This is a genomic window from Roseovarius sp., assembly GCF_965228755.1.
Classification (GTDB): Bacteria; Pseudomonadota; Alphaproteobacteria; order Rhodobacterales; family Rhodobacteraceae; genus Roseovarius.
Map to the genome: position 1 here is coordinate 822,683 of NZ_CBDDIG010000005.1, position 26,770 is coordinate 849,452.

Annotated in this window: 27 protein-coding genes; 17 read left to right on the forward strand and 10 right to left on the reverse strand. The window is 67.4% G+C overall.

Annotation, left to right across the window (positions count from 1 at the left end):
* Window positions 1-5: 5 nt before the first annotated feature.
* A complete protein-coding gene (locus tag ACO07J_RS07430) occupies window positions 6-1,166 on the forward strand; it encodes a M20 aminoacylase family protein (RefSeq protein WP_422027759.1) in 1,161 nt (386 codons plus the stop codon).
* 165 nt (window positions 1,167-1,331) lie between these two features.
* On the opposite strand, the gene ACO07J_RS07435 is transcribed toward ACO07J_RS07430, so the two are convergent.
* From ACO07J_RS07435 to moaA, 3 genes are read right to left on the reverse strand one after another with little or no spacing between them, the layout of a single operon-like run.
* The gene (locus ACO07J_RS07435; RefSeq protein ID WP_422027761.1) at window positions 1,332-2,366 is read right to left on the reverse strand and encodes a glycosyltransferase family 4 protein; all 1,035 of its coding nucleotides are present in this window, start codon (window positions 2,364-2,366) and stop codon (window positions 1,332-1,334) included.
* A gap of 30 nt (window positions 2,367-2,396) precedes the next feature.
* Window positions 2,397-3,677 carry a 3-deoxy-D-manno-octulosonic acid transferase gene (locus ACO07J_RS07440; protein ID WP_422027763.1) on the reverse strand — a complete coding sequence of 427 codons (1,281 nt, stop codon included), beginning with the start codon at window positions 3,675-3,677 and terminating at the stop codon, window positions 2,397-2,399.
* Entirely contained in the window at window positions 3,677-4,684 is a 1,008-nt protein-coding gene (gene moaA, locus ACO07J_RS07445; RefSeq protein WP_422027765.1) for a GTP 3',8-cyclase MoaA, read from the reverse strand. Before moaA ends, ACO07J_RS07440 begins: the two co-directional genes overlap by 1 nt.
* A gap of 86 nt (window positions 4,685-4,770) precedes the next feature.
* Between moaA and ACO07J_RS07450 the strand changes: the two genes are divergently transcribed.
* The gene (locus ACO07J_RS07450; RefSeq protein WP_422027767.1) at window positions 4,771-5,259 is read left to right on the forward strand and encodes a hypothetical protein; all 489 of its coding nucleotides are present in this window, start codon (window positions 4,771-4,773) and stop codon (window positions 5,257-5,259) included.
* A 4-nt stretch (window positions 5,260-5,263) separates the two neighbouring features.
* On the opposite strand, the gene ACO07J_RS07455 is transcribed toward ACO07J_RS07450, so the two are convergent.
* The 4 genes from ACO07J_RS07455 to glmU are packed head-to-tail and all read right to left on the reverse strand — an operon-like array spanning window position 5,264 to window position 9,685.
* Entirely contained in the window at window positions 5,264-5,953 is a 690-nt protein-coding gene (locus ACO07J_RS07455; RefSeq protein WP_422027769.1) for a DNA alkylation repair protein, read from the reverse strand.
* The gene (locus ACO07J_RS07460) at window positions 5,950-6,498 is read right to left on the reverse strand and encodes a pyridoxamine 5'-phosphate oxidase family protein (protein ID WP_422027771.1); all 549 of its coding nucleotides are present in this window, start codon (window positions 6,496-6,498) and stop codon (window positions 5,950-5,952) included. Before ACO07J_RS07460 ends, ACO07J_RS07455 begins: the two co-directional genes overlap by 4 nt.
* Before the next feature lie 3 nt (window positions 6,499-6,501).
* Window positions 6,502-8,325: a glutamine--fructose-6-phosphate transaminase (isomerizing) gene (gene glmS / locus ACO07J_RS07465; protein WP_422027773.1), complete on the reverse strand. Its 1,824-nt coding sequence runs from the start codon at window positions 8,323-8,325 to the stop codon at window positions 6,502-6,504.
* Window position 8,326: 1 nt separating this feature from the next.
* Window positions 8,327-9,685 carry a bifunctional UDP-N-acetylglucosamine diphosphorylase/glucosamine-1-phosphate N-acetyltransferase GlmU gene (glmU, locus tag ACO07J_RS07470; RefSeq protein ID WP_422027775.1) on the reverse strand — a complete coding sequence of 453 codons (1,359 nt, stop codon included), beginning with the start codon at window positions 9,683-9,685 and terminating at the stop codon, window positions 8,327-8,329.
* Between the two features lie 136 nt (window positions 9,686-9,821).
* Here glmU and ACO07J_RS07475 point away from each other — a divergent pair, with 136 nt between their 5' ends.
* Entirely contained in the window at window positions 9,822-10,493 is a 672-nt protein-coding gene (locus tag ACO07J_RS07475) for an HAD-IA family hydrolase (protein ID WP_422027777.1), read from the forward strand.
* Window positions 10,494-10,542: 49 nt separating this feature from the next.
* A complete protein-coding gene (locus ACO07J_RS07480) occupies window positions 10,543-11,742 on the forward strand; it encodes a DegT/DnrJ/EryC1/StrS family aminotransferase (protein ID WP_422027779.1) in 1,200 nt (399 codons plus the stop codon).
* 79 nt (window positions 11,743-11,821) lie between these two features.
* Here the strand turns inward: ACO07J_RS07480 and ACO07J_RS07485 are convergent, their stop codons facing one another.
* On the reverse strand, window positions 11,822-12,169 hold the full coding sequence (locus ACO07J_RS07485; RefSeq protein ID WP_422029735.1) for a hypothetical protein: 348 nt from the start codon (window positions 12,167-12,169) through the stop codon (window positions 11,822-11,824).
* Window positions 12,170-12,342: 173 nt separating this feature from the next.
* Complete coding sequence (locus ACO07J_RS07490; RefSeq protein ID WP_422027781.1) at window positions 12,343-12,813, reverse strand: pyridoxamine 5'-phosphate oxidase family protein; 471 nt, start codon at window positions 12,811-12,813, stop codon at window positions 12,343-12,345.
* 174 nt (window positions 12,814-12,987) lie between these two features.
* On the opposite strand from ACO07J_RS07490, the gene ACO07J_RS07495 reads away from it, so the two are divergent.
* The 3 genes from ACO07J_RS07495 to ACO07J_RS07505 are packed head-to-tail and all read left to right on the forward strand — an operon-like array spanning window position 12,988 to window position 16,193.
* Window positions 12,988-14,151, forward strand: coding sequence for an isovaleryl-CoA dehydrogenase (locus ACO07J_RS07495; RefSeq protein WP_422027783.1), 1,164 nt, complete (start codon window positions 12,988-12,990; stop codon window positions 14,149-14,151).
* Window positions 14,148-14,630, forward strand: coding sequence for a lysozyme inhibitor LprI family protein (locus ACO07J_RS07500; RefSeq protein ID WP_422027785.1), 483 nt, complete (start codon window positions 14,148-14,150; stop codon window positions 14,628-14,630). The genes ACO07J_RS07495 and ACO07J_RS07500 overlap by 4 nt, the downstream gene beginning before the upstream one ends.
* Before the next feature lie 3 nt (window positions 14,631-14,633).
* Window positions 14,634-16,193 carry an AMP-binding protein gene (locus tag ACO07J_RS07505; RefSeq protein WP_422027787.1) on the forward strand — a complete coding sequence of 520 codons (1,560 nt, stop codon included), beginning with the start codon at window positions 14,634-14,636 and terminating at the stop codon, window positions 16,191-16,193.
* Between the two features lie 62 nt (window positions 16,194-16,255).
* On the opposite strand, the gene ACO07J_RS07510 is transcribed toward ACO07J_RS07505, so the two are convergent.
* Window positions 16,256-16,873, reverse strand: coding sequence for an OmpW/AlkL family protein (locus ACO07J_RS07510; RefSeq protein ID WP_422027789.1), 618 nt, complete (start codon window positions 16,871-16,873; stop codon window positions 16,256-16,258).
* Window positions 16,874-17,026: 153 nt separating this feature from the next.
* Between ACO07J_RS07510 and ACO07J_RS07515 the strand changes: the two genes are divergently transcribed.
* The 10 genes from ACO07J_RS07515 to ACO07J_RS07560 all read left to right on the forward strand — a co-directional run bounded on the left by ACO07J_RS07515 (window position 17,027) and on the right by ACO07J_RS07560 (window position 26,383).
* The gene (locus tag ACO07J_RS07515; RefSeq protein ID WP_422027791.1) at window positions 17,027-18,631 is read left to right on the forward strand and encodes a carboxyl transferase domain-containing protein; all 1,605 of its coding nucleotides are present in this window, start codon (window positions 17,027-17,029) and stop codon (window positions 18,629-18,631) included.
* A 71-nt stretch (window positions 18,632-18,702) separates the two neighbouring features.
* Window positions 18,703-19,188: a thermonuclease family protein gene (locus ACO07J_RS07520; protein WP_422027793.1), complete on the forward strand. Its 486-nt coding sequence runs from the start codon at window positions 18,703-18,705 to the stop codon at window positions 19,186-19,188.
* On the forward strand, window positions 19,185-19,652 hold the full coding sequence (locus ACO07J_RS07525; RefSeq protein WP_422027795.1) for a thermonuclease family protein: 468 nt from the start codon (window positions 19,185-19,187) through the stop codon (window positions 19,650-19,652). Before ACO07J_RS07520 ends, ACO07J_RS07525 begins: the two co-directional genes overlap by 4 nt.
* A 14-nt stretch (window positions 19,653-19,666) precedes the next feature.
* Entirely contained in the window at window positions 19,667-21,607 is a 1,941-nt protein-coding gene (locus ACO07J_RS07530; RefSeq protein ID WP_422027797.1) for an acetyl/propionyl/methylcrotonyl-CoA carboxylase subunit alpha, read from the forward strand.
* On the forward strand, window positions 21,604-22,251 hold the full coding sequence (locus ACO07J_RS07535; protein ID WP_422027799.1) for a glutathione S-transferase family protein: 648 nt from the start codon (window positions 21,604-21,606) through the stop codon (window positions 22,249-22,251). Before ACO07J_RS07530 ends, ACO07J_RS07535 begins: the two co-directional genes overlap by 4 nt.
* 2 nt (window positions 22,252-22,253) lie before the next feature.
* Window positions 22,254-22,922, forward strand: a complete 669-nt coding sequence (locus ACO07J_RS07540) for a glutathione S-transferase family protein (RefSeq protein WP_422027801.1) — start codon at window positions 22,254-22,256, stop codon at window positions 22,920-22,922.
* The gene (locus ACO07J_RS07545) at window positions 22,915-23,778 is read left to right on the forward strand and encodes a hydroxymethylglutaryl-CoA lyase (RefSeq protein WP_422027803.1); all 864 of its coding nucleotides are present in this window, start codon (window positions 22,915-22,917) and stop codon (window positions 23,776-23,778) included. The genes ACO07J_RS07540 and ACO07J_RS07545 overlap by 8 nt, the downstream gene beginning before the upstream one ends.
* Before the next feature lie 17 nt (window positions 23,779-23,795).
* Window positions 23,796-24,278, forward strand: coding sequence for a DUF6653 family protein (locus ACO07J_RS07550; protein WP_422027804.1), 483 nt, complete (start codon window positions 23,796-23,798; stop codon window positions 24,276-24,278).
* Complete coding sequence (locus ACO07J_RS07555; protein ID WP_422027806.1) at window positions 24,271-25,059, forward strand: crotonase/enoyl-CoA hydratase family protein; 789 nt, start codon at window positions 24,271-24,273, stop codon at window positions 25,057-25,059. Before ACO07J_RS07550 ends, ACO07J_RS07555 begins: the two co-directional genes overlap by 8 nt.
* Window positions 25,060-25,144: 85 nt before the next feature.
* Window positions 25,145-26,383, forward strand: coding sequence for a hypothetical protein (locus tag ACO07J_RS07560; RefSeq protein WP_422027808.1), 1,239 nt, complete (start codon window positions 25,145-25,147; stop codon window positions 26,381-26,383).
* The last annotated feature ends 387 nt before the right edge of the window (window positions 26,384-26,770 follow it).

Sequence of the window (26,770 nt, forward strand, 5' to 3'; positions counted from 1 at the left end):
AAGAGATGCCCGTGAAGAACCGGTTTGCAGAGCTGCATGACGAGATCACCGCCTGGCGGCGGGATATCCATGAGCACCCGGAGATCCTGTTCGAGACGCACCGGACCAGCGCCCTGGTGGCCGAGAAGCTGAAGGATTTCGGCTGTGACGAGGTGGTGACCGGGCTGGGCCGGACCGGCGTGGTCGGCATCATCAAGGGGCAGAAGGCCGACAGTGGCAAGGTGGTGGGGCTGCGCGCCGACATGGATGCGCTGCCGATCCACGAGCAGACGGGGCTGGACTATGCCTCGAAGACGGCCGGCGCGATGCATGCCTGCGGGCATGACGGGCATACGGCGATGCTGCTGGGGGCGGCGCGCTACCTGGCCGAGACGCGGAATTTCAACGGCACCGTGGCCGTGATCTTCCAGCCCGCCGAGGAAGGCGGCGGCGGCGGCAAGGTGATGTGCGACGACGGGCTGATGGAAAGGTTCGGCATCCAGGAGGTATATGGCATGCATAACTGGCCCGGCATGCCGCAGGGCCAGTTCGCCATCCGGCCGGGCGCGTTCTTTGCCGCGACGGACAAGATCGAGATCCTGGTCGAGGGCAAGGGCGGGCATGCCGCCAAGCCGCACGAGACGGTGGACCCCTCGGTGATGGCAGCGCACCTGCTGACAGCGGTGCAGACGATCGCCAGCCGGAACGCCGACCCGACCGAGCAGCTGGTGGTGTCGGTCACGTCGATGGAGACCTCGTCGCATACGTTCAACGTGATCCCCTCGTCGGTGAAGATGATCGGGACGGTGCGGACGCTGAGCCCGGAAATGCGGGATCTGGCGGAGGCGCGGCTGCAGGCGCTGTGCGAGAGTTTCGGGCCTGCGTTTGGCGGGAAGATCACGCTGAATTACGAGCGTAATTATCCGGTGATGGTGAACCACCCCGATCAGACCGAGTTTGCGGCCGAGGTGGCGCGATCGGTCAGCGGGCAGTGCGAGGACGCGCCGCTGGTGATGGGGGGCGAGGATTTCGCCTTCATGCTGGAGGAGCGGCCGGGGGCGTATATCCTGGTCGGCAACGGCGATACGGCGGCGGTGCACCACCCCGAGTACAACTTCAACGACGAGGCGATCCCGGCGGGGTGCAGCTGGTGGGCCGGGGTGGCCGAGCAGCGGATGCCTTTGTGATGCGGGGTAGGAGTGGGGGCTCTGCCCCCACGCCCCCGGGATATTTTCTACCAAGAAGAAGCCGGGGCGGGGTGCTGACCTGTGGGCGCGGCTTTGGTGGTGAGGGCAAGAGTGGGGGCCAGCCCCCACACCCCCGGGATATTGCTGGCCAGAAGAAGCGGGGGGTCAGGAGTCCGCCCAGAGCTGGTCGTAGACGGCGGCGATGGCGGTGGCTTCCTGTTCGATGCTGTAGTGGGTTTCCGCGGCGTTGCGGGCGGCGGTGGCCATTTCGGCGTGGCGCTCGGGGTCGGAAAGCAGGGTGGCGAGGGTTTCGGCGGCGCGGTCCGGTTCGGTGATGAGGCCGCAGGTGCCCTGGCCCGAGAAGCTTTGGTAATAGCCCTGGTCGGTGGCGACGAAGGGGGTGCCGGAGGCCATGCCTTCGAGGGGCGCCATACCGTAGCCTTCGTAGCGGGGGAGCTGGACGACCGCCGATAGGGCGCGCATCAGCGGCGGGAGGTCGTCGGGGGGGATTTCTCCGGGGAAAAGGATGCGGTGGGAGAGGCCGGCGGCGGCAATGCGGCTCTGGAGGCCGGCGAGGAAGGCGGCGTCGGATTTGGCGGCGCGGCCTATGATGAGGGCTGTGAGGCCGGGGTGGTGTGGCAGCAGTTCGATCATGGCATCGACGAAGCGGTCGGTGCCTTTCTCGGGGCGGATGCGGCCGATGGTGGCGATGCCGGCGGTGCCGGGGTGGCCGGTGGCGGCCCAGGCGGCGGCGCGGTCGGTTGCGGGGGTGAAGCGGGTCGTGTCGACGCCGTGGGGGACCGTGGCGCGGACATGGGGGACGAAGCTGGCCGCCTTCTCGGTCGTGGCGATCACGGCGTCCATGCGGGAGATGAGCCAGCGGGGGACGGCCGAGTGGCGGCGGATGGCGGCGGAGGTGAAGACGATCTTCACCGGCAGGCGGAGCACGTCGCGGGCCCAGAGAGCGGCGCGCATTTCCGGGTTGCGGCGGACGTGCCAGATGGTGAAGGGGCGGTTTTCGGGCTTGGTCTTCGAGAGGCGGATGGCGTCCTTGCGGGTGACCGGTGTGGGGCAGCCCGGCAGGGGGTGGCCGGCGAGGACCATGTCGAACCGCGCGGCCTGCTGGCGGATGACGCCCGCGGCGGTGGCGGAGACGCCGGTGAAGTTCGGGTTGAAATTGGTGACGATGAGCTCGGGCAAGGGAGGCGCCTTGGTTGGGGTGGCGCCTGACTAGCGCAGGGCGAGGGCCTTGCAAAGGGTTTCGGCGAAGGCGTCGAGCATGTCGGTCTGGGCGGCGGCGAAGGTTCGGGCGTTGGCGCGCATGGTGTCGAGGGCGGCGGGGTCGGAGAGAAGTGTGTCGAGTTCGGTGGCGAGGGCCTCGGCGTCGGTGACTTCGCGGGCGGCGCCAGAGGCGTCGAGCTCGGGGTAGATGGTGGCGAAGTTGGCGTGGAGCGGCCCGTGGAGGATGGCGGAGCCGGCATGGGCGGGTTCGAAGGGGTTGTGGCCGCCGACGGGGGTGAAGGAGCCGCAGAGGCAGGTGATCGGGGACAGGGCGTACCAGAGGCCCGTCTCGCCCAGGGTGTCGGCGAGGTAGACCTGGGTTTCCGGGGTGATCGGGTCGTCGGCGCTGCGGCGGGCCGGGGTGAAGCCGGCGTCGGTGACCTGGTTCGCGATGGTGTCGGCGCGTTCGGGGTGGCGGGGGACGAGGATGAGGAGGGCGTCGGGGTGGGTTTCTAGGAGGGATCGGTGGGCGGAGAGCATGATCTCGTCTTCGCCGGGATGGGTGGAACTGGCGAGCCATAGGGGGCGGTTGGCGATCGTCGCTTGCAGGTCGGTGAGCGTGGCGGCGTCGTAGGGGGCGGGGCCGGCGAGGGATTTGAGGTTCTGGCCGGCTTCGGCCTGGGTCAGGCCGAGGTCGTGGAGGTGTTGGGCGGTGCGCTGATCCTGGCAGTGGATCAGGCGGAAATGGTTCATCAGGTAGCGGGCGGTGCGCGGGAAGCGCTTCCAGTTGCGGGCCGAGCCGTCGGAGATGCGGGCGTTGATCAGGGCCAGGGGGATGCCCGCGTCGTGGGTGCGGGAGAGCATCTGAGGCCAGAGCTCGCTTTCGACGAAGATCGCCGCCTCGGGGTGCCAGGTGCGCAGGAAGCGGCGCAGGGGGCGGGCGGCGTCGAGGGGGGCGAACTGGTGCTGGGTGCGGGGCGGCAGGCGCTTGGCCACGACCTGGGCCGAGGTGGCGGTGCCGGAGGTGAGCAGGAAGGAGGTGTCGGGCAGGGCGTGGCCGAGGTGTTCGATCAGGCGGAGAACCGAGAGGCTTTCGCCGACGGAGGCGGCGTGGAACCAGACGAGGCGCCCCTTTGGGCGCGCGGCGGTGGCACAGCCGCGGCGCTCCTTCTGGCGGGCGGGGGAGATGCCCTGGGCCGAGAGCTTGGCGGCGACGCGGCGATAGGCCAGCGGCGCCACGAGATTGGCAGCGGCGCGGTAGAGCCAGACGGGCAGGGGCGCCCCCTGCATCAGCCGCCGGTGTGGCTCATGTGGCGGGACATCTTGCCGTCGACCGCCTGGCGCGAATAGTCGAAATCGTGGCCCTTGGGCTTATGCGCGATGGCGTCGCGGATGGCCTGTTCGAGCGGCGCGTCGTCGGACGGGTTGTTGCGGAGCGGCGCGCGCAGGTCCGCCATGTCTTCCTGGCCGAGGCACATGAAGAGCTCGCCCGTGCAGGTGAGGCGGACGCGGTTGCAGCTTTCGCAGAAATTATGGGTGAGCGGCGTGATGAAGCCGATCTTCTGGCCGGTTTCCTCGAGCCGGACATAGCGGGCAGGGCCGCCGGTGCGTTCGGGGAGGTCGGTGAGGGTATACTGTACGGCGAGGCGGGCGCGGAGGTCGGTCAGTTTCCAGTACTGGTCGAGCCGGTCCTCGTTGCCGATATCGCCCATCGGCATGACCTCGATGAAGGTGAGGTCCATGTCGCGGGTGGCGCACCATGTGACGAGGTCGAAGAGCTCGTCCTCGTTGAAGCCCTTGAGCGCGACGGTGTTGATCTTGACCCTGAGGCCGGCCTTTTGCGCGGCGTCGATGCCCTTGAGCACCTGCGGTAGGCGACCCCAGCGGGTGATGTCGGCGAATTTCGTCTCGTCGAGCGTGTCGAGGGAGATGTTCACCCGGCGGACGCCCGCGGCATAAAGATCGTCCGCAAAGCGGGCGAGCTGGGAGCCGTTTGTGGTGAGGGTCAGTTCGCGCAGATTGCCGCTTTCGAGGTGGCGGGTCATCGAGTGGAAGAAGGTCATGATATCGCGGCGGACCAGCGGCTCGCCCCCCGTGATGCGCAGCTTTTCCACGCCCATGCGGACGAAGGTGGAGCACATGCGGTCAAGCTCTTCCAGCGTCAGCAGTTCCTTCTTGGGCAGGAAGGTCATGTTCTCGGACATGCAGTAGACGCAGCGGAAATCGCACCGGTCGGTGACGGAGACGCGCAGGTAGGAAATGGCGCGCTGGAAGGGGTCTATGAGCGGGGCGGTCATGGGGAAGAACCTATGCCGTGGGGGAACGCGGCACAAGGGTTGTTCTTTGGATTGTCGGCGGCGGGCGGGGGCCCTAGATTGGGGGGATGAAACAGGTTTTTGCGATCATTGGCTGCGTGGCACTGACCGGGTGCGGGGCGTTCGAGGGCGGGCTTTTCAAGCCGAAGGAGCGGGCCGCGCGGGCGCCGGACCAGGCGGAGGCGCAGGCGACAACCACCGCGGCGGCACCGCCGGCGGGGGCGAATACGGCCGACGCGCTGGATACGACGAGCGACGAGGAACGGCAGAAGGCGGTGGCCGATGCCGGGAACGCCGGGGGCGAGACCGATCTTGGCGTGACGATCGCCTCGTTGGGGGCGGTGTCGGAGCCGGGGATCTGGATGAAAACGCCGCTGGTCAAGGCGCAGGCGCGGGGCCGGGTGGAGTTTCCGGAGAAGGGCACGAAGGTGGCGGTGGACCTGCTGCCGCTCGATGCCGAGCCGGGGGCCGGAAGTCGGTTGTCGCTGGCGGCGATGCGGCTTCTGGAGGCGGATTTGACCTCGCTGCCGGAGGTGCGGGTGTACCGCACCGAGTGAGCGCTTAGCCGAAGTTCTCGTCGAGGTACTTGGAGGCTTCGCGGCGGGCGAAGCGTTTCATGTGGCTGGCATTGGCCTTGAGGAAGGCGCGGACACGCTCGGGGTCGTGTTTCGAAAGCTCGCGCAGCCACCATGCCACGGATTTCTGGATGAACCAGTCGGGGTCCTGCACATAGGCCTCGGCCCAGCCGAGGACGCGGGTGCGGATGGCTTCTTCGTGCGGCTTGGGGTTGTTCTGATGGGCGAAGGGCAGGGTGATGACCATCGCGGCGCGGCGGATCCAGTGGGATTGCGCTTCGGTCCATGTCGCCACCTCCTCGATGCGGGAGGGGTCGGCGGTGAGGCGTTTCTGGCCGGCCATCATGGCGTGATCGGCGATGGCCCAGCTGTCGAGATCGGGGAGCCAGCTTTTGATGAGCTCCCAGACGGCGTCGTCGGGGCGGATGCGGGCCTGGGTCAGCAGCTTGGCGGCGGCGAGGCGGGCCTCGAAGATGTCGGTGTTCCAGAGGTCGCGGGCGAGGGTGACGCGCTCGTCGACCGTGAGGGTCTGGCGCCATTCCTTGGCAAGCTCGTTGATGGCCGGGTTGGCGACGCCGAGATAGCGGCGGGGCACCTTGTGATAATCGGCCATCCCCTCGGCGCGGCCGGGTTCGACATGGGTTTCGAGCTGGGCGAGCGCGTCTTCCAGGGTCATGCCGGGCCCTCGATGCCGGTGGGGGCGCCGTCGAGGGTTTTGGCGTTGCGTTCCGTCCAGTAGGTGCGGATGCCGTCTTCGCCCTTGTCGTCGGTCCAGTGTTTGAGCGTGTCGCGGTCGGCCACGTGCTCGAAGAAGGGCACGGCATAGCCGCAGGATTTCTGCACCATGTCGATGGTCATGTCGTAGATCTGGCGCATGCCGGGCTGGGGCGGGAAATGGTCGGCCATCTCGGCCCAGTCGGCGTCGTGCGGGTGGATGGTGCGGGCGGTGCCGTAGGCGCGCAGGATGATCGGCTGGCGGGTGAAGGAGCACCACATCAGCGTCATGCGGTTGGATTGCGCGAGGTGGCCGGCGGTTTCGTTGCCGCTGCCGGTGAAGTTGCGCCAGAGGATGCGGTTGGGGGACAGGACGCGGAGGCTGTCCATCCCCTTGGGCGAGACGTTGACGAGCCCGGTCGGCGCGGCGGTGGCGCAGAAGAAGAGGTGCTGCTGGCCGATGAGCTTGATATGGGCGTCGGTGAGGGCGTCGTATTGGGTTCCCATGGTTCACTCCACCGTGACGGATTTGGCGAGGTTGCGGGGCTGGTCCACATCGGTGCCCTTGGCCACCGCCGTGTGATAGGCGAGGAGTTGGGCCGGCAGGGCGTAGAGGATGGGAGCGACGAGCGGGTCGCAATCGGGCACGATAAGCTGCCACCAGACGCCGTCATCGGCTTCGGCCGCGCCGCCGCGGTCGGTCACGAGGAGAACCTTGCCGCCGCGGGCCATCACCTCCTGCATGTTGGAGACGGTCTTGTCGAAGAGCGCGTCGCGGGGGGCCATGACGACGACCGGCATGGTCTTGTCGATGAGCGCAATGGGCCCGTGCTTGAGTTCGCCCGACGCATAACCTTCGGCGTGTATATAGCTGATTTCCTTGAGTTTCAGCGCACCTTCGAGGGCGAGCGGGTAGAGCATGCCGCGCCCGAGGAAGAGGGCGTGGTCGGCCTCGGCCAGCTGGTTGGAGGCGCGGCGGAACTCGTCGCCGCGTTCCAGCGTGAGGTTCATCAGCGCCGGAAGGGCGCGGATGGAGGAAAGCTTGTCGGCGAGCTCGTCGCCGGTCATGGCGCCGCGGTCCTTCGCGGCCTTGAGCGCCAGCAGGAGGAGGACGACCAGCTGGCAGGTGAAGGCCTTGGTCGAGGCGACGCCGATCTCGGCACCGGCGTAGATCGGCAGTGCGAGATCGCTTTCGCGGGCGATGGAGCTTTCGGTGACGTTGACCACGGAGAGGATGCGTTCGGCCCGGCCTTCGCAGTAGCGGAGGGCTGCGAGGGTGTCGGCGGTTTCGCCCGACTGGCTGACGAAGAGGGCACCGGTGCGGGCGGGGATCGGCGGCTCGCGGTAGCGGAATTCGGACGCGATATCGACGTCGACGGGCAGGCCCGCCACCTGTTCGAACCAGTATTTCGCGGTGAGGCAGGCGATATGGGCGGTGCCGCAGGCGACGAGGGAGAGCCGGTCGAGCGAGGAGAAGTCGAGGCGCGCGTCGTCGAGCGCGATGTCGCGGCCATCGTCGGAAAGGTAGTGGCGCAGGGCGTCGCCGAGAACGACGGGCTGTTCGGCGATTTCCTTGGCCATGAAGTGCTTGTGCCCGGCCTTGTCGACGCGGGCGTTGTCGATGTTGACGGTGCGGATTTCGCGGTTGGCCAGTTCGCCGTTGACGTCGGTGATGGTGACGCCCGCGCGGGTGACGACGGCGCAGTCGCCCTCCTCGAGATAGGTGATCCGGTCGGTGAGGGGGGCCAGTGCGATGGCGTCACTGCCCACGAACATCTCGCCGTCGCCGTGACCGATGGCCAGCGGGCTGCCCTTGCGGGCGGCGACCAGCAGGTCGGGTTCGCCATCGAAGAGGAAACAGAGAGCGTAGGCGCCTTCGAGCTCGTTCAGGGTGAGCTTGGCGGCCTCTGCGGGCCCGTGGCCTTCCTCCATGAATTGCCGGGCGAGGAGGGCGACGGTTTCGGTGTCGGTGTCGGTGTCGAAAGCGTGACCCTTCTCGGCGAGCCTTGCGCGCAGGTCGCGGTAGTTCTCGATGATGCCGTTATGGACGACGGCCACGGGCCCGGCCTTGTGCGGGTGGGCGTTGGAGACGTTGGGCGCGCCGTGGGTGGCCCAGCGGGTGTGGCCGATGCCGGCCTTGCCCGCGAGCGGCTGGTGCACGAGCAGGTCGGAGAGGTTCACGAGCTTGCCCACCGCGCGGCGGCGGTCGAGTTTACCTTCGTTGATGGTGGCGATGCCGGCGCTGTCATAGCCCCGGTATTCGAGCCGTCTCAGCGCCTCGACCAGTGTGGGGGCGACCTCGTGGGTGCCAAGAATGCCTACGATGCCGCACATGTCAGCCTGCCTCCGTCCTGGTTTTTTGCGCCTTCTTTTTCTTCAGAAGGTCGAAGAGTTTCCGGGCCATGCCGGGCTTGTTCACTTGCGTCGCGCGGGCGATGGCGAGCGCGTCGGCGGGCACGTCTTTCGTGATGACGGAGCCGGAGCCGGTGAGGGCGCCGTTGCCCACGGTGACGGGGGCCACGAGCATGGTGTTCGAGCCGATGAAGACATTCTCGCCGATCTCGGTACGGTGCTTGGAGACGCCGTCGTAGTTGCAGGTGATGGTGCCGGCGCCGATGTTGGAGCCGCTGCCCACATGGGCATCGCCGATATAGGAGAGGTGGTTGACCTTGGCGCCCTCGTCGATGGTGGCATTCTTGACCTCGACGAAATTGCCGATGCGGGTATCCTCGGCGAGTTCCGCGCCGGGGCGGAGGCGGGCGTAGGGCCCGACGACCGCGCCGCGCGAGACGTGGCAGCCCTCGAGATGCGAGAAGGCGCGGATATGAGCGCCGGTTTCCACGGTGACGCCGGGGCCGAAGACGACGTTCTGTTCGATGATCGTGTCGCGACCGATGGCGGTGTCGAAGGCGAAATGCACGGTTTCGGGGGCGGGCAGGGTGACGCCGTTCTCCATCGCCTCGGCGCGGGCGCGGGCCTGGAAGGCGGCCTCGGCGGCGGCGAGGTCGGTGCGGGAGTTGATGCCGAGGGTTTCCGCCACGTCGCAGGCGATGGCGGTGGCGGAGAGGCCGCGGGCATTGGCGATGGCGACGATGTCGGTGAGGTAGTATTCACCGGAGGCGTTGTCGTTGCCGACGGCGTCGATCAGGTCGAAGAGTGTCGCGGCGCCGGCACAGATTACGCCTGAATTACAGAAGCATATGGCGCGTTCTTCATCCGAGGCGTCCTTGAATTCGACGATCCGGTCGAGCTGGTCGCCCTGCATCACGAGGCGGCCGTAGCGGGCCGGGTCGGCGGGTTCGAACCCGAGGACGACGACATCGTGTGACCGTCGCGCCTCGGCCATGCGTTCGAGCGTTTCGGGCGATATGAAGGGGGTGTCGCCGTAGAGGACGATGGCGTCGCCGTCGAAGCCTTCGAGGGCGGGTCTGGCCATGGAGACGGCGTGGCCGGTGCCCTTCTGTTCTTCCTGCAAGGCGATGATGGCGTCGGGGTCGAAGTCTTTCGCGGCCGCCTCGACCTGTTCCGCGCCGTGGCCGGCGACGACGATGGTGCGCTCGGGGGACAGCGCCGCGCCGCCGCGCATGGCGTGGTGCAGCATGGGCACGCCGGCCACCTTGTGGAGCACCTTGGGCAGGTCGGATTTCATGCGGGTGCCCTTGCCTGCGGCAAGAATGATCAGCGCCGTGGACATGCGGTTCCTCTTCCAATTCGGGTGCGCCCGTTTTATCGGGTTGCGTGTCCCGTGCAAGGCGGGGGCCCATCAAAACTGATTGCGGCATGTGACAGGGCTTGGCGGAATGGCGCCGAAACCGTGGGGAGACTGGGTGATGCGGACGGTTGTGTTCGATCTTGACGGAACGCTGGCGGATACGAGCGGCGACCTGATCGCGGCGGCGAATGCCTGTTTCCGGGCGATGGGCGAGGGCGACCTGCTGGACCCGGTGGCCGATGCGGGCACGGCGCTGCGCGGCGGCAAGGCGATGCTGACGCTGGGGCTGGAGCGGCTGGGGCGCGCCGAGGACGTGGCGGAGATCGAGCGGCAGTACCCGTTGCTGCTGGAGGCCTATGCGGGGGCGATCGACACGCATACGGTGCTGTATCCCGGCGCGATGGAGGCGGTGGCGATGCTGGTGGACAACGGTTATCGCGTGGCGATCTGCACCAACAAGCCGGAGCGGTTGGCCGTCATGTTGCTGGACAGGCTTGGGGTGAGCGGGGCGTTCGGGGCGATGATCGGGGCGGATACGCTGGCCGTCAGAAAGCCCGACCCGGAGCCGCTGCGCGAGGCGGTGCGGCGGGCCGGGGGCCTGCCGGAGCGGGCGCTGCTGGTGGGGGACACGGTGACGGATCGCGAGACGAGCCGGGCGGCGGGGGTGCCGTCGGTGCTGGTGACCTTCGGGCCGGCCGGGATGAGCGTGGCCGAGCTGGAGCCGGAGGCGATGATCGGGCATTTCGACGAGCTGCCGGGCGTGTGCGACCGGCTGCTGGGGCCGGCGTGAGGGGCGGCGGGTTATTGACCTGCGGCCAGACCGGGCGCAGAAAAGAGCCATGACGGAAAAGTTCACAGGCAGTTTCACCCAGCAGGAGCCGATCCCCGAAGAGGGGATCGCGGCGGCGCTGGAAGTGATGCGGCACGGGCGGCTGCACCGGTACAACCTGGCCGAGGGCGAGGATGGCGAGGTTGCGCTGCTGGAGCGGGAATTCTCAGGCTACGTGGGTGCGAAATACGCGCTGGCGGTGGCGTCGGGCGGGTATGCCATGGCCACGGCGCTGCGGGCCGTGGGTGTGACGCCGGGCGACCGGGTGTTGACCAATGCCTTCACGCTGGCGCCGGTGCCTGGGGCGATTGCCGGGATCGGCGCGGTGCCGGTCTTCGTGGGGGTGACGGAAGAGCTGGTGATCGACCTTGACGACCTGGAGGCGAAGGCGGGCGAGGCGGATGTGCTGATGCTGAGCCACATGCGCGGGCATATCTGCGACATGGACCGGCTGATGGCGATCTGTGACGCGGCCAGGATCACCGTGATCGAGGATTGCGCCCATACCATGGGCGCGGCGTGGAAGGGCGTGCCCTCGGGCCGGCACGGGCTGGTGGGGTGTTACTCGACCCAGACCTACAAGCACATGAATTCGGGCGAGGGCGGGTTCCTTGTCACCGACGACGACGAGGTGATGGCGCGGGGGGTGATGCTGTCGGGGTCCTACATGCTGTATGGCCGGAACGGGACGGTGCCGCCGGAGGAGGTTTTCGCGCGGGTGAAGTACGAGACGCCCAACGTGTCGGGGCGGATGGATAATCTGCGGGCGGCGATATTGCGGCCGCAACTGGCGAAGCTGGACGGGCAATGCGCGGCGTGGAATGCGCGGTACCGGGCCGTGGAGGATGGGTTGCGCGGCACGCCGGGGCTGCGGGTGGTGGAGCGGCCGGAGGAGGAGCGGTACGTGGGCTCGTCTATCCAGTTCCTGCTGCTCGACTGGCCCGACGCCGCCGTGGCCGACGTGATCGACCGCTGCAAGGGGCGGGGCGTGGAGCTGAAATGGTTCGGCGGGGCGGAGCCCACGGGGTTCACCAGCCGGTACGACAGCTGGCGTTATGCGCCGTCGGAGCGGATGCCGGAGACGGACCGGGTGCTGAAGGGGATCGTGGATATGCGGCTGCCGCTGACCTTTTCCCTCGAGGATTGCGCGCTGATCGCGCGGATCATCCGGGCCGAGGTGGGGGCCGTGTGGCAGGAGCAGGCGGCGTAAAGTGAAACGCGCGGCGAAGTCGTCGGCAGCTTTCTGATCCGAACGTCGGCTCGGCGGGACAGGGCGGACACTGGCGCGATCAGCTGTAGCTTCTGACGACGGCGATGCAGTTGGCCTTGGCACTTGTAAACTCGAACACGTGGCAGAAGCGTCGCGTATGCCCGTTCGCGAACGTCACCTCTCCGCTCGCAGCACCAACCTTGCCGTGCGTAATCGCGTGCTGGACGACGACAGAGCTTGGTTTCGGCCGATCTCGAAGATGCTCGAGAAGCGCACGCTTTCCCGTGATTTGCTCTGTTGAGGGGGTCTCCCAGATCACGTTTTCGCTGAACGCGCCCGGGTCGGTTTCACCACATTCCAGGGCGACCGCCACATCCTGAGCGAACTTGTTCTTCGGGGAGTTGCCACAGTCCTTGCTGCCTTGCACCTGGGTCAAAGTCGCCTCCCTGCTTCGCTCGTTCTCAGCATATGACCAAATTCTTGACGGTCCAAGCGGGCTCGGGGCGGACACTGCACTTCGGGCTCCGAGAAGGTTCGTTTGCACCACGAAACAAAAAGCGCGGCCACAGGGCCGCGCTTTTCGCATTCTGCCATCCAAGTTCAGAACGTCAGGTGGCCGTGCTTGCCGAGGTCGGGCGTGTCCTCGGTCAGGTTGGCGCGGGCCATTTCGAACAGGGTCTTGGCCGTGCCGTCGGTTTCCCAGACCTCGGCCTTGACCGGGGTGAAGCCGACGAGGCAGACCTTGTCGTCGTGGCGGCCGTCTTCGAACCACGCGGCGGCCATGGGCGACCAGATTTCATCGAGCTTCTCGGGATCGTTGACGACCTTCAGGGTGCCCTCGATCGCCGCGTAGAGCTGACCGTGGGAGGAGGCCAGCGTGTACTGGCCCGGCGCGCCGGTTTCGGCGGCCTGCGCGATGTCGGTGCCCTTGGCGGTAATGAACCAGAGCATGCCATCCTTGCGCTTGGCGATATGGGCCATCGGGCGCGGCGGGGCCGAGGGGGCCGAGAGCATCCCGGCGGTGATGTCGTCGAGACGGTCCCAGAACGTGTCTTTCAGGTTGTCGGTCATGATAGGATCCTTTTCCAGATGTCAGCCTCTTCGCACGATCAACGCGGGCTGGCGGGGCGGGGTTCCTCGCCGATCGGGGGTGCGGGCGGGGCCGCGCCGACGGTTGTGGGATTGACGCGACTCGGATTGCGAGTTAGTAAATGAACAAGTGTTCAATAAATGCCGGAGATCCCGATGTTCAACGCCGTCATGAAGTTCGACCTGGGCGAGGATGTGAACGCGCTGCGCGAGATGACGCATCGCTGGGCGCAGGACCGGGTGAAGCCGATGGCCGCCTCGATCGACGAGACGAACACCTTTCCCAACGAGCTTTGGAAAGAGATGGGCGAGATGGGCCTGCTGGGTATTACCGTGCCGGAGGAATATGGCGGGGTCGACATGGGCTATCTGGCGCATGTGGTGGCCGTGGAGGAGGTGGCGCGGGCCTCGGCCTCTGTATCGCTGAGCTACGGCGCACATTCCAACCTCTGCGTGAACCAGATCAGGCTGAACGGCACTGCCGAGCAGAAGGAGAAATACCTGACCAGGCTGGTTTCGGGCGAGCATGTGGGGGCGCTGGCCATGTCGGAGGCGGGCGCCGGGTCTGACGTGGTCGGCATGAAGCTGAAGGCCGAGAAGCGGAACGATCACTACAAGCTCAACGGCAACAAGTACTGGATCACCAACGGGCCGGATGCCGATACGCTGGTGGTCTATGCCAAGACCGACCCGGAGGCCGGGAACAAGGGGATCACCGCCTTCCTGATCGAGAAGAGCATGAAGGGGTTCTCGACCAGCGTGCATTTCGACAAGCTGGGGATGCGCGGGTCGAACACGGCCGAACTGATCTTCGAGGACGTGGAAGTGCCGTTCGAGAACGTGCTGGGCGAGGAAGGCAAGGGTGTTCGGGTGCTGATGTCGGGGCTGGATTACGAGCGAGTGGTGCTGGCCGGGATCGGGCTGGGCATCATGGCGTCCTGCCTCGACGAGATCATGCCCTACATGGTGGAGCGCAAGCAGTTCGGCCAGCCGATCGGGAATTTCCAGCTCATGCAGGGGAAGATTGCCGACATGTACACGGCGATGAACTCGGCCCGGGCCTATGTCTACGAGGTGGCCAAGGCCTGTGACCGGGGAGAGGTGACGCGACAGGATGCGGCGGCGTGCTGTCTCTATGCCAGCGAGCAGGCGATGGTGCAGGCGCACCAGGCGGTGCAGGCGATGGGCGGGGCCGGGTTCCTGAACGACGCGCCGGTGGCGCGGATATTCCGCGATGCCAAGCTTATGGAGATCGGCGCCGGGACGAGCGAGATCCGGCGGATGCTGGTGGGGCGCGAGATGATGGGGGCGATGGGATGAGGTTTGCCTTGGTGGCGTTGATGCTGGCGGCGCCTGTCATGGCGCAGGAGCAGGTGTTCGACGCCTCGGTGGCGGAGGCCTGTCTCGAGAGCGTGGGCGTGGCCGGCCAGTTCGAGGAATGTATCGGGCAGGCCGCCGAGCGCTGCATGGAAGAGAGCGAGGGCGGGCAGACCACGGTGGGAATGAGCCAGTGTCTGCAGGCCGAGGCGCAGTGGTGGGACACGGTGCTGAACGCGACCTATGGCGAGCTGCTGGCGTTTTCCAAGGAGATGGATGCGGAGAATGGCGAGGGAGTGCCCAGCCAGGAAGTCGCGTTGCGGGACATGCAGCGGGCGTGGATCGGCTATCGCGATGCGCGGTGCGGGTTCGAGCAGTCGCAATGGGGCCGGGGCTCGGGCGCCGGGCCGGCGGTGGCGGCGTGCCTGATGCAGGAGACGGCGCAGCAGGCCCGCGTTCTCAAATCGGCCCTGCCGGAGTAGGCGATGCTGGCGCGCACGGAGTCATACGAGGCGCTTTGCGGCGGGTTCCGGTGGAACCTGCCGGAGCGGCTGAACATGGCGGCGCAGGTTTGCGATTACTGGGCGGAGACGGCGCCGGACCGTCTGGCGATCCTCGATCTGAGCGACGGGCGGCAGGAGGTCAGTTACGGCCGGCTGCGGGAGATGGCCGACGGGCTGGCGCAGGCGCTGGTGGCGCGGGGCGTGGGGCGCGGCGATCGTGTTGGCGTGCTGCGGAGCCAGGGCGCGTGGTGTGCGGCGGCGCATGTGGCGATCTGGAAAATCGGTGCGATTTCAATACCCTTGTTCAAACTCTTCAAGCAGGAGGCGTTGACGAGCCGGGTGTCGGATGCCGGGGCGGCCGTGGTGGTGACGGATGCCGAGGGCGTGGGCATGCTGGAGGCGTTGCCGGGGGTGGCGGCCTTCGTTCCGGAAGAGGAGGCGCTGCCCGAGGGGCGGTTCGAGACGGTCGAGACCGGGGCGGAAGAGCCGGCGGTGCTGATCTATACCTCCGGCACGACGGGAAGCCCCAAGGGGGCGCTGCACGCGCATCGGGTGCTGACGGGGCATCTGCCGGGGGTCGAGGTGAGCCACGATTTCCTGGGCGAAGAGGGCGATTGCCTGTGGACGCCGGCGGACTGGGCGTGGATCGGCGGTTTGTTCGACGTGCTGATGCCGGGGCTGGCGCTGGGGGTGCCCGTTGTCGCGGCGCGGCTGGCGAAATTCACGCCGGAGGAGTGCGTGAGGATTGTCGGCGAAGGCGCTGTCAAAAATGTATTTTTTCCGCCCACGGCGCTTCGGATGCTGAAGGCGGCGGATGTGCGGATCGAGGGGTTGCGGACGGTGGCCAGCGGGGGCGAGCCGCTGGGGGCGGAGATGCTCGACTGGGGGCGGACGGCGTTCGGCGTGACGATCAACGAGTTTTACGGGCAGACCGAGTGCAACATGGTGGCGAGTTCCTGTGGCGCGCTGTTCGCGGCGACGCCCGGGTGCATCGGTAGACCGGTGCCGGGGCACGAGATCGCGGTGCTGGATGGTGATGGTCAACCGACCGAGGAAGAGGGGGACGTGGCGATCCGGCGCGGGTCGGCCTCGATGATGCTGGAATACTGGCAGCGGCCGGAGGAGACGGCGGCGAAATTTCGCGGCGACTGGATGCTGACCGGCGACCGGGGTACCTGGGAGGGGGAGTACCTGCGATTCGTGGGGCGCGAGGATGACGTGATCACCTCGGCAGGCTACCGGATCGGGCCGGCGGAGATCGAGGATTGCCTGCTGAAACACCCGGCGGTGGCGACCGTGGGCGTGGTGGGCAAGCCGGACGAGATGCGCACCGAGATCGTCAAGGCTTACGTGGTGCTGAAAGACGGGGTCGCGGCGAGCGAGGAGTTGGCCGGAAGGTTGCAGGATTTCGTGAAGGAACGGCTTGCAAGTTATTCCTATCCAAGGGAAATCGGGTTCCTGGACGCGTTGCCGATGACGGTGACGGGCAAGGTGATCCGCAAGGAGCTGAAGGCCCGCGCGGCGGCGGAGGGGGGCTCATGAACCGGAACGAGATACGGGCCGGCGTTTCCGCCGGCCCGCGCCTGTCCCTTCATCCGACGGGATCAGAATTTCAGGACGTAGGCCGCGCCGATCACGATCGGGTCGATGCTGACATTGCCGATCGGAACGCCGCCGACCGTGGCCTTGGTGTCGATGTCCATCCAGCGGATGTCGGCGCGCAGCGAGGCTTTCTCGCTGATCTTGAAATCGAGGCCGGCGTGGACGGCAACGCCCCAGCTGTCATCGAGGCTGACCGGGACGCCGGTCAGGACGCCGGTGCCTTTTTCATCCCAGAAGTGGGTGTAGTTGACACCGATGCCCGCGAAGGGCGTGATGTTCGACGAGTTGGTGAAGTGGTACTGGATCGAGACCGTGGGCGGCAGGTGCTTGGTCTTGACCACGTCGCCCGCGCCCAGCAGCTGGGCGTCGTGCTCGAAGGGCCATGCGGCCAGCACTTCGAGGCCGATCCGGTCGGCGATGAAGTATTCGAAGGTCAGGGTCGGGCGGACGTTGTCGTCGACGCGGACCGGGCCGGCGGCGGTGGCGCTCCAGCTGTCGGTCGGCACGACCCAGTGGACACCGAGACCGAGGGTCATGTCGCCTTTGGACTGCGCGAGGGCCGGAACGGCCGCGACGGTGGCAAGGGCGGTGGTGAGAGCAAGTTTCGTCAGGGTTTTCATGGTATGTCCCAATCGTTTTTCGTGCGCCCTGATTGCGCCCGGAGGGATGAGTCGGGCCTTGATTCAGGTCAAGCTGCCGCGCGAATGCGGCACTGCAGCATAATTGCAACTACGCGGGCCGTGACGGGCGCCGCGCGTGTGTGAGGAGAGACGATGAAACTGAAATCCAAGGTCCTGACATCGTCGGAGGAATTCCTGTCCAACCGCAAGGCGCATCTCGAGGCGCTGGGGCTGGTCGAGGAGGCCGTGGCCGCCGCCGCGCAGGGCGGGGGCGAGGCGGCGCGGGACCGGCAGCGCAGCCGGGGCAAGATGCCGCCGCGGGAGCGGGTGGCGAACCTGCTGGACCCGGGGAGCCCGTTCCTGGAGGTCGGCGCGACGGCGGCGCATGACATGTACGGGGGCGACGCGCCCTGTGCCGGGGTGATCGCCGGCGTGGGCCGGGTGAGCGGCACGGAATGCATGGTGGTCTGCAATGATGCGACCGTGAAAGGCGGGACGTATTACCCGATGACCGTCAAGAAACACCTGCGCGCGCAGGAGATCGCGGCGGAGTGCGGGTTGCCCTGCATCTACCTGGTGGACAGCGGGGGCGCGAACCTGCCCAACCAGGACGAGGTGTTCCCGGATCGCGACCATTTCGGGCGGATCTTCTACAACCAGGCGAACATGAGCGCGCAGGGCATTCCGCAGATCGCCGTGGTGATGGGGTCTTGCACCGCGGGCGGGGCCTATGTGCCGGCGATGTCGGACGTGACGATCATCGTCAAGGAGCAGGGGACGATCTTCCTGGCCGGGCCGCCGCTGGTGAAGGCGGCGACGGGCGAGGTGGTGAGCGCCGAGGAGCTGGGCGGCGGCGATGCGCATACGCGGCTGTCGGGCGTGGCGGATTACCTGGCCGAGGATGACGCGCATGCGCTGGCGCTGGCGCGGCGGGCGGTGGCCGGGCTGAACCGGCGCAAGCCGGATACGGTGATGTGGCAGACCTCGGAAGAGCCGGCTTACGATCCGGACGAGATATTGGGCGTGGTGCCGGCCGGGCTGCGCACGCCCTATGACATTCGCGAGGTGATCGCGCGGGTGGTGGACGGCTCGCGTTTCGACGAGTTCAAGGCGCGGTTCGGGGAGACGCTGGTCTGCGGGTTCGCCCATGTGAAGGGCTGCCCCGTGGGGATCGTCGCCAATAACGGCGTGCTGTTCTCCGAGTCGGCGCAGAAGGGGGCGCATTTCGTGGAATTGTGCAGCCAGCGGAACATTCCGCTGGTCTTCCTGCAGAACATCACCGGGTTCATGGTGGGCAAGGCCTATGAGAACGAGGGGATCGCCCGGCACGGCGCCAAGATGGTGACGGCGGTTGCGACGACGAGCGTTCCGAAGATTACCATGCTGGTGGGCGGCTCGTTCGGGGCGGGGAATTATGGCATGGCCGGACGGGCTTACCAGCCGCGCTTCATGTGGACGTGGCCGAATTCGCGGATCTGCGTGATGGGGGGCGAGCAGGCGGCGGGCGTGCTGGCCACGGTCAAGCGCGACGCGATCGAGCGCAAGGGCGGGACGTGGTCGGCCGAGGAGGAGGCCGAGTTCAAGCGGCCGACGCTGGAACAGTTCGAGCACCAGAGCCACCCGCTTTATGCCAGTGCGCGGCTGTGGGATGACGGGATCATCGACCCGAGGAAGACGAGGGATGTGCTGGCGCTGTCCTTGAGTGCCGCGCTGAACAAGCCGATCGAGGAGACGCGGTTTGGCGTGTTCCGGATGTAGGTATGGCGGGCGAGCGTAAGGTTCTTCCGTTCCGCCGCGGAGCGCGGCGCCATCCCAAGTGGGATATGGGTTTGCCCAACCCGCGGGGGAAGAAACCGCGGTGGTGGCGGCCGGGGCGGACGAACTGGGCCACGGTGCTGATGATCGTCGGGGCGTTGGTGATATTCGGGCCGGTGGCGCTGGATGCCGCAAGTCTGACATGGAGGGAGAGCGAAGGGTGCAAGGTCTGGATGGTCGTGGATGGCGACACGGTGAAAATGACCTGTCCGGCGGAGGGGCCTGTCAGCGGGCGCCTTCTCGGGTTCGATACCCCGGAGATGAAATCGCGCTGTCCGAAGGAGTTGGGTATGGCGGTGGCAGCCACATTCTATCTTCGCTGGCAGCTCTGGACGGCAGGAAAAGTGGTGGCGACCCCGCGCGGGAAGGATCGGTATGACAGGGTTCTGACGCTGATGGCGATCGACGGTGAACATGTCGGGGCGCGCATGATCGAGGCCGGATTGGCCCGGCGATATGATGGCGGCAGGCGCGGGGGTTGGTGCGGGGCAGATGCATGACCTTCCGGTTCCTTCTCCGCGCGATTGTGCTGACCTGTCTGACGGTGGCGGGATGGCTTTATATCGTGCGGCAGGAGGTGCACTGGACCGAGGGAGGCGAGCCCATGGCGGGTTGCGAGGTAGCTGAAGTGATGGATGTGCGGACGGTGCGGTTGAGTTGCGGGGAAGATGAACGGGTGGCGCGGCTGGCCGGGCTCGAGGTTCCGGACATGGCGGAGCCTGGTTGCGAGGTGGAACGGGCGCATGGGGCGCTGGGGCGGGACCGGTTGCGGGTGCTGCTGGAGGAGGACGACGTGGAGGTTTTCCGTGTCGGTGACCCGGCAGAGGACGGGGCGGTGCCCGTCCGGATGACGATGGCGGATGAGGATTTGGCCGGTCGGCTGGTGCGCGAGGGGCTCGCGGCGGAGGCCGGGACCGGCGCGGCGGTCAACTGGTGTGACCGGCTGGGCGCCCTGGTGGAATGACGGAAGGATGAAGCATGTTTGACACGATACTGATCGCGAACCGGGGCGAGATCGCCTGTCGGGTGATCGAGACGGCGCGGGCGATGGGCGTGCGCACGGTGGCGGTCTATTCCGACGCGGACCGGACGGCCAAGCACGTGGCGATGGCGGACCGGGCGGTGCATATCGGCGGGTCCGCCCCGTCGGAGAGTTACCTGAAGGGCGACCGGATCATCGAGGTGGCGCTGGAGACGGGCGCGCAGGGGATCCATCCGGGTTACGGCTTCCTGAGCGAGAACCCGGATTTCGTGGAGGCGGTCGAGGCGGCGGGGCTGACATTCATCGGGCCGTCGGCGAAGGCGATCCGGGCGATGGGGCTGAAGGATGCCGCCAAGAAGCTGATGGAAGAGGCCGGGGTGCCGGTGGTGCCGGGCTATCACGGCGAGAACCAGGAGCCGGAATTCCTGGCCGGGCAGGCCGGGGAAATCGGCTATCCGGTGCTGATCAAGGCCGTGGCCGGGGGCGGCGGCAAGGGGATGCGGCTGGTCGAGAAGCCCGAGAAGTTCGCCGAGGCGCTGGAGAGTGCGAAGGGCGAGGCGAAGACGGCGTTCGGCAACGAGGCGGTGCTGATCGAGAAATTCGTGCAGAAGCCGCGGCATATCGAGGTGCAGGTGTTTGGCGATGGTACGAAGGCCGTGCACCTGTTCGAGCGGGATTGCTCGTTGCAGCGGCGGCACCAGAAGGTGATCGAGGAGGCGCCGGCGCCGGGGATGACGCCGGAGATGCGCGAGGCGATGGGCAATGCGGCGGTGCGCGCGGCCGAGGCCATCGGCTATGCCGGGGCCGGGACGATCGAGTTCATCGTGGACGGCTCGGACGGGCTGCGGACCGACGGGTTCTGGTTCATGGAGATGAACACGCGGCTGCAGGTGGAGCATCCGGTGACGGAGGCGATCACGGGCGTGGACCTCGTGGAGTGGCAGTTGCGCGTGGCGAGCGGGGAAGGCCTGCCGAAATCGCAGGAGGAGCTGGAGATCAACGGCCATGCCTTCGAGGCAAGGCTTTACGCGGAGGATGTGCCGAAAGGGTTTTTGCCGGCGACGGGGCGGCTGGCGCATCTGGAGTTTCCGGAGGGCGCGCGGGCCGATAGCGGGGTCCGGGCGGGGGACGAGATTTCGCCCTTTTACGACCCGATGATTGCAAAGCTGATCACCCATGGCGCGACGCGGGCCGGGGCGTTGCGGCGGATGTCGGCGGCGCTGGGGGATTGCCAGGTGGCGGGGACGGTGACGAACCTCGCCTTCCTTGGCGCGCTGACGCATCACGCGGGGTTTGCCGCGGGCGACGTTGATACGGGGCTGATCGAGCGGGACCTTGATGAGCTGATCGTGGTGCCGGAGCCGGGGGCGCGGGAGACGGCGTTGGCGGCGCTGGCGGCGCTGGGGTTGCTGAGCATGGAAGGGTTCGAGACCGGCTTCATCCTGTGGACGCCGCTGACGCGCAGTGTGCATCTGCGGCGGGGCGGCGAGGAGATCGTGGTCAAGGTGCGGACGTTGTCGGCCGAGGCGCATGAGGTGGTCGTGGGCGATGTCACGGTCGCGGCGCAACGCAGCGGCGGGCGCTGGCAGCTCGATGGCGAGACGGCGCCGCCGGTGGCGGTGAATGGCGCCCTGGTGAGTGTCTTTGCCGATTACGGGCTGAGCTTCGAGGTGGTGGACCTGCTGGAGCGTGACAGTCTTGCGGGCGGCGATGCCGACGTGATCGAGGCGCCGATGCCGGGGCTGGTGAAGGTCTTGCTCGCCAAGCCGGGGCAGGAGGTGAAGGAGGGCGACCGGCTGGCCGTGCTGGAGGCGATGAAGATGGAGCACTCCCTGCTGGCGGCGCGCGACGGGGTTGTGGCCGAAGTGCTGGTCGAAGAAGGCGCGCAGGTGACGGCGGGCGCGGCGCTGGTCCGGCTGGAGGAGGCGGAGGCGTGAGCGAGCTCACCCTCACCGGCTACCACCTGAGCGTCTACACGCGGGCCGCGCGGATGGCGCTGGTGGCCAAGGGGGTGGTGTTTGCGGATGAGGAATGCGACCCGTTCGATGCCGCCGATGCGGTGCGGCTGCGGGAGGTGCATCCGTTCGGGCGGGTGCCGGTGCTGACACATGACGGGTTCCGGGTCTACGAGACGCAGGCGATCATGGAATATGTCGATTGCGCCTTCGACGGGCCGGCCCTGGTGCCGGAGGCGGCGCAGGCAAGAGCGCGGATGCGGCAGGTGATGGGGATCGTCGACAGTTACCTCTATTGGCCGCTGGTCCGGCAGGTGTTCTCGCACCGTGTGTTTCGCCCGCTGATGGGCGAGGCGGCGGAGGAGGCGACCGTCCGGGAGGGGCTTGAGAAGGCCGGACCGGTGCTGGATGCGCTGGAGGAGATCGCGGCGGAAGGGCTGGTGCTGGTGCCGGGCCGGGTGGAGCTCGAGACCTGCCTGCTGTGGCCGATGCTGGATTATTTCCGCATGGCGCCCGAGGGGGCCGAAATGATGTCGGCAAGGCCGGCGCTGTCGGCGTGGGCGGGCTGGGCCGAAACCTGCGACGCGGCAAGAGTGACTCGGCCGAAACTGCCGGAAGGAGTTTGACGATGATTACCCTGCACCACGTGCCGCAGTCCCGCTCGATGCGGGTTCTGTGGTTGCTGAACGAGCTGGACGTGCCGTTCCAGCTGGTCGAGCACCCGTTCGACAAGTCGCTCCGGCGGCCGGAATTCCTGACCCTGTCGCCTGCCGGCCGGGTGCCGGCGCTGGAGATCGAGGGCGAGCGGATGTTCGAGAGCGGCGCGATGGTCGAGTACCTGTGCGAGAAGTTCCCCGAGGCGGGGCTGGGCCGGGCGCCGGGGGCGATGGACCGGATGGACTGGCTGATGTGGGTGCATTTTGCCGAGACGGTCAGCCAGCATGTCGCCATCCTGACCCAGCAGCATATCATGCTTTACGACGATGCCATGCGCAGCCCCGTGGTGATGAAGCTGGAGGCGGCGCGGCTGAAGAAATGCTATGCCGCGATCGAGGCGCAGTTGTCGACGCCGGTGGAGAACCGGGATTACCTGCTGACGAGCGGGTTCTCGGCCTGCGATATCAGCGTGGGGCAGGCGGTCTACATGGCGCGGCACTTCGCCAAGACGGATGAGTTTCCGGAAGTGAGCGCGTGGATGGAGCGGATCACGGGGCGCGCGGGGTTCAAGGCCTCGCTGCCGGGGCCGGAGGCGATGTTGCTTTACCGGAAGGATTTTTACGAGGCCTGGGATGTCTGAATACGTCGAGATTTTCGAAGTGGGCCCGCGCGACGGGTTGCAGAACGAGAAGCGGCAGATTGCCACGAAGGACAAGATCGCGCTGGTCGACTGCCTGAGCGGGGCGGGGTTCCGGCGGATCGAGGTGGCGAGTTTCGTGAGCCCGAAATGGGTGCCGCAGATGGCGGATTCGGCCGAGGTGCTGGCCGGGATCCGGCGGGCCGAGGGGGTGCGTTACGCGGCGCTGACGCCCAACATGCGCGGGTTCGAGGCGGCGGAGGCGGCGAAGGCGGACGAGGTGGCGATCTTCGGGTCGGCCTCGGAAGGGTTTTCCAAGGCCAATATCAACGCGACGATTGCCGAGAGCCTCGAGCGGTTCGCGCCGGTGGCGGCGGCGGCGAGTGTGGCGGGGTTGCCTGTGCGTGGGTATGTCTCCTGTGTCACCGATTGCCCGTATGACGGCAAGGTGGCGCCCGCGTCGGCCGCCCGCGTGGCCGAGGCGCTTTACAAGATGGGCTGTTACGAGATCAGCCTTGGCGACACGATCGGGCAGGCCACGCCCGAGAGCATCGACGCGATGCTGGCGGCGGTGTCGGAGGTGGTGCCGGTGGAGAAGCTGGCGGGCCATTACCATGACACGTCCGGCCGGGCGGTGGAGAATATCGAGGCGTCGCTCGAGCGTGGCGTGCGGGTGTTCGACGCGGCGGTCGGGGGCTTGGGCGGGTGCCCTTATGCGCCCGGGGCCAAGGGGAACGTGGCGACCGAGAAGGTGCATGCGCGGCTGCGCGGGCTGGGCTACGAGACCGGGCTCGATTCGGCCATCCTGAACGATGCCGCGGTGCTGGCGGTCGAGATGCGGGGCCGTGCGGGCGGATGAGCGGGGTCTACCGCGCCATGGAACGCCTGATGGGCATGAGCGACCAAGTCTGGGCGCGTCATGCGAGCCCGTGGTCTGTCTATTCGCGGTTCGCGATCCTGCCGCTGCTGGCGCTGGCGGTGTGGTCGCGGGTGTGGATCGGGGCGTGGGCCTGGGGGGCCGTGGCATTGGTGTTGTTGTGGACATGGGTGAACCCGCGGGCCTTTCCGCCGCCTGCGCGCCTGGATAGCTGGGCATCGCGCGGCGTGCTGGGGGAGCGGGTGTTCCTGACCCGGCGGGACGAGGTGGCCGGGCACCATCGGCGATGGGCGGCGATCCTGTCGGTGGCGGCGTTTCCGGGTGCGCTGGTGATGGCGTGGGGGTTGTGGGCGCTTGATGCGGCATGGGTGGTGTTCGGCACGCTGCTGACGATGATCCCGAAAATTTGGTTCGTGGACCGCATGGTGTGGGTTTACGCGGACTGGCGGAGACAGACTGGCAAGGAGTTGGGTGATGTATGAGACGGTGAGCATCGAGACCGATGGCCGCGGGGTGGCGACGCTGTGGCTGGACCGGGAGGAGAAGCACAACGCGCTGTCGGCGCGGATGATTGCCGAGCTGCATGAGGCGGCGCAGGTGCTGGCCGAGGATGACGGGGTGCGCGTGGTCGTGCTGGCGGCGAAGGGCAAGAGCTTCTGCGCGGGGGGCGATCTTGGCTGGATGCGCGAGCAGTTCGAGGCCGAGCCGGAGGTGCGCTCGGCCGAGGCAACGAAGCTGGCGATGATGCTGCAGGCGCTGAACACGCTGCCAAAGCCGGTGATCGGGAAGGTGCATGGCAATGCGTTTGGCGGCGGGCTTGGCATGATGAGCGTCTGCGACGTGGCCATCGGGGCCGAGGGCGTGAATCTGGGCTTTACCGAGCCGCGGCTGGGGCTGATCCCGGCGACAATCGGGCCTTATGTCTGTGCCCGGATGGGCGAGGCGAATGCGCGGCGGGTGTTCATGTCGGCCCGGATCTTCGGGGCGGAGGAGGCCGTGCGGCTGGGCCTGCTGGCAAAGGTGGTGCCGGTTGCGGGGCTGGATGCGGCGGTCGAGGAAGAGGTCGTGCCCTATCTCAACTGTGCGCCGGGGGCGGTGGCGCGGTCGAAGGCGCTGCTCCGTACGCTGGGGCCGCGGATCGACACGGAAACGATCGAGCATACCATCGGCGCGCTGGCCGATGCCTGGGACACGGCGGAGGCGCACGAGGGGGTTGCGGCGTTTTTCGACAAGCGCAAGCCGGCGTGGATGCCGGAGGGGTAGGCCGGCCCTGCCGCCCGGGCTTGGTTAACGGCCCATAAACCATGTTGTGCCACACCTTCGGTCATTGGATTGCAGGAGGCTCGGCATGGTTGGACATTTGGCGCGGTGGATTTGGGCGGGGGCGCTTGCGCTGTGGTCGGTGCAGGCGGCCGCCGAGGAGGGGATGTACAACCCCGACGGCCTTGTCCGCACGAGCCTGCACTATTCCGAGGAGATGTTCGACCGGCAGGACCACGTGACCAACAAGGTCGCGCGCATGTTCCTGGCCCGCAGCGAGGCGCGGCTGGAGCCGGGCGCGCTGTACCTGGGCGGGCGGTTCGTGGCGACGCAGATCTGGGAGCGGACGAATACGCCGGGGCGCTTTCCCATCCTGTCGCGGCTGCCGCCGACCCACACCGCCGGTACGTCGGACAGCTATGGCGTGATCAACGACATCTCGGTGCATACGACGCTGGTGCTGCCGATGGTGACGGCGTTTGCGCAAGGGGAATACACCGAGGTGGAGTATCCGGGGCAGAAGCCCATCCAGCTGCGCAAGTACTGGGTGGCGATCGGCGATCCGGACGTGGCGCCGGTCTACCTTGCCTTCGGGCGCAAGACGGTGAATTTCGGCAATTTCGCCACCTATGCGCCGTTCACCCACAGCCATTCGACCCATTATTTCTGGGCGCAGAGCGACGAGCCGGTGATCGAGCTTGGCTATGTCACCCCGCGCACGGAGCTGGCGCTGACCTTCATTCCTGCGCATCGGGGCCTGCGCGTGCTGAGCAGCCCGCGGAATGACGGGGCCTTCAGCAATTTCGCGGTGAACGGGTCGCACCGGTTCGACCTGGGCCGGGGCCGGAGCCTTCGGATGGGGGCGGGATACCTGCACGGGACGATCTATGACAGCGTGATTGCCCACCATCCGCCGGGGCGGGGGATCAACCGGGTCTGGAACGGGTTGTGGGACGTGAACGCGGTCTATTCCACGCCGCGCTTCGACGTGATGGCGGAGTTCACGCGGACGCTGCATGACTGGCCGGCGACGGGCCACCATGTGCAGGCGACCACGGTGCAGGGGCGATGGAGGAGCGAGCTGTTCGGGCGGCCGGCGGTGTGGTCGGCCTCGTTCAGCCGGGGCGTGCAGGGCGCGCGGGGGCTGCCGTGGGAGAAGATGGAGCAGGCGATCCTCGGGCTCGAGGTGGAGGTGGCGCCGCATGTGACGCTGGGGGCGGAGTACATGTTCAACGATGGGTTCGTGCCGCTGATCCTGCCGCGGGTGACGAGCGTGGCGGGGGTGAAATCGCACACGGTGATCGTCGGGGCTGCGCTGACCTTCTGAGGCGCGGGCGAAGCGGTTTGTCCAGGGGACGGACGGTCAGCCGCGTCGGGCGTTGGGATCGGGCGCGACACCGCGGAGGCAGACTCAGGCGCCGGGGCATCGCCGCGCTGCGCGCATGGCGATGCGGCGGCGCGGCGAAATCGTGAGCGCTTCTGCCCTCGACAGCGCCGCGCGCAAGCTTACATCACATGGAATGACACGCCGGATCGCCTTGAAATCAAGCGGTTTCCGGTGAACCTGTGCCCCGCTGACCGGCAGGGCATCGCGGGTGTCCGGACGGGTGCGAAATTGTCACCGTCTGGTTGACCCCACCATGGGGCAGGGGTAAACCCGATTATGTCAAAAGAGCCAGCTTGATGCGCATGGATTGCGCATGAAAGGAGCCAC

Bases quoted from the DNA above. Each gene is read 5' to 3' on its own strand.
- ACO07J_RS07460 (WP_422027771.1), bottom strand. From the start codon at position 6,498: ATGGGAACCCAATACGACGCCCTCACCGACGCCCATATCAAGCTCATC.
- ACO07J_RS07515 (WP_422027791.1), top strand. From the start codon at position 17,027: ATGAAACTGAAATCCAAGGTCCTGACATCGTCGGAGGAATTCCTGTCC.
- ACO07J_RS07555 (WP_422027806.1), top strand. From the start codon at position 24,271: ATGTATGAGACGGTGAGCATCGAGACCGATGGCCGCGGGGTGGCGACG.
- ACO07J_RS07455 (WP_422027769.1), bottom strand. From the start codon at position 5,953: ATGACCCTGGAAGACGCGCTCGCCCAGCTCGAAACCCATGTCGAACCC.
- ACO07J_RS07525 (WP_422027795.1), top strand. From the start codon at position 19,185: ATGACCTTCCGGTTCCTTCTCCGCGCGATTGTGCTGACCTGTCTGACG.
- ACO07J_RS07500 (WP_422027785.1), top strand. From the start codon at position 14,148: ATGAGGTTTGCCTTGGTGGCGTTGATGCTGGCGGCGCCTGTCATGGCG.
- ACO07J_RS07505 (WP_422027787.1), top strand. From the start codon at position 14,634: ATGCTGGCGCGCACGGAGTCATACGAGGCGCTTTGCGGCGGGTTCCGG.
- ACO07J_RS07545 (WP_422027803.1), top strand. From the start codon at position 22,915: ATGTCTGAATACGTCGAGATTTTCGAAGTGGGCCCGCGCGACGGGTTG.
- ACO07J_RS07560 (WP_422027808.1), top strand. From the start codon at position 25,145: ATGGTTGGACATTTGGCGCGGTGGATTTGGGCGGGGGCGCTTGCGCTG.
- ACO07J_RS07510 (WP_422027789.1), bottom strand. From the start codon at position 16,873: ATGAAAACCCTGACGAAACTTGCTCTCACCACCGCCCTTGCCACCGTC.
- ACO07J_RS07540 (WP_422027801.1), top strand. From the start codon at position 22,254: ATGATTACCCTGCACCACGTGCCGCAGTCCCGCTCGATGCGGGTTCTG.
- ACO07J_RS07550 (WP_422027804.1), top strand. From the start codon at position 23,796: ATGGAACGCCTGATGGGCATGAGCGACCAAGTCTGGGCGCGTCATGCG.
- ACO07J_RS07530 (WP_422027797.1), top strand. From the start codon at position 19,667: ATGTTTGACACGATACTGATCGCGAACCGGGGCGAGATCGCCTGTCGG.
- ACO07J_RS07450 (WP_422027767.1), top strand. From the start codon at position 4,771: ATGAAACAGGTTTTTGCGATCATTGGCTGCGTGGCACTGACCGGGTGC.
- ACO07J_RS07475 (WP_422027777.1), top strand. From the start codon at position 9,822: ATGCGGACGGTTGTGTTCGATCTTGACGGAACGCTGGCGGATACGAGC.
- ACO07J_RS07440 (WP_422027763.1), bottom strand. From the start codon at position 3,677: ATGCAGGGGGCGCCCCTGCCCGTCTGGCTCTACCGCGCCGCTGCCAAT.
- moaA (WP_422027765.1), bottom strand. From the start codon at position 4,684: ATGACCGCCCCGCTCATAGACCCCTTCCAGCGCGCCATTTCCTACCTG.
- ACO07J_RS07490 (WP_422027781.1), bottom strand. From the start codon at position 12,813: ATGACCGACAACCTGAAAGACACGTTCTGGGACCGTCTCGACGACATC.
- ACO07J_RS07480 (WP_422027779.1), top strand. From the start codon at position 10,543: ATGACGGAAAAGTTCACAGGCAGTTTCACCCAGCAGGAGCCGATCCCC.
- glmU (WP_422027775.1), bottom strand. From the start codon at position 9,685: ATGTCCACGGCGCTGATCATTCTTGCCGCAGGCAAGGGCACCCGCATG.
- ACO07J_RS07495 (WP_422027783.1), top strand. From the start codon at position 12,988: ATGTTCAACGCCGTCATGAAGTTCGACCTGGGCGAGGATGTGAACGCG.
- glmS (WP_422027773.1), bottom strand. From the start codon at position 8,325: ATGTGCGGCATCGTAGGCATTCTTGGCACCCACGAGGTCGCCCCCACA.
- ACO07J_RS07430 (WP_422027759.1), top strand. From the start codon at position 6: ATGCCCGTGAAGAACCGGTTTGCAGAGCTGCATGACGAGATCACCGCC.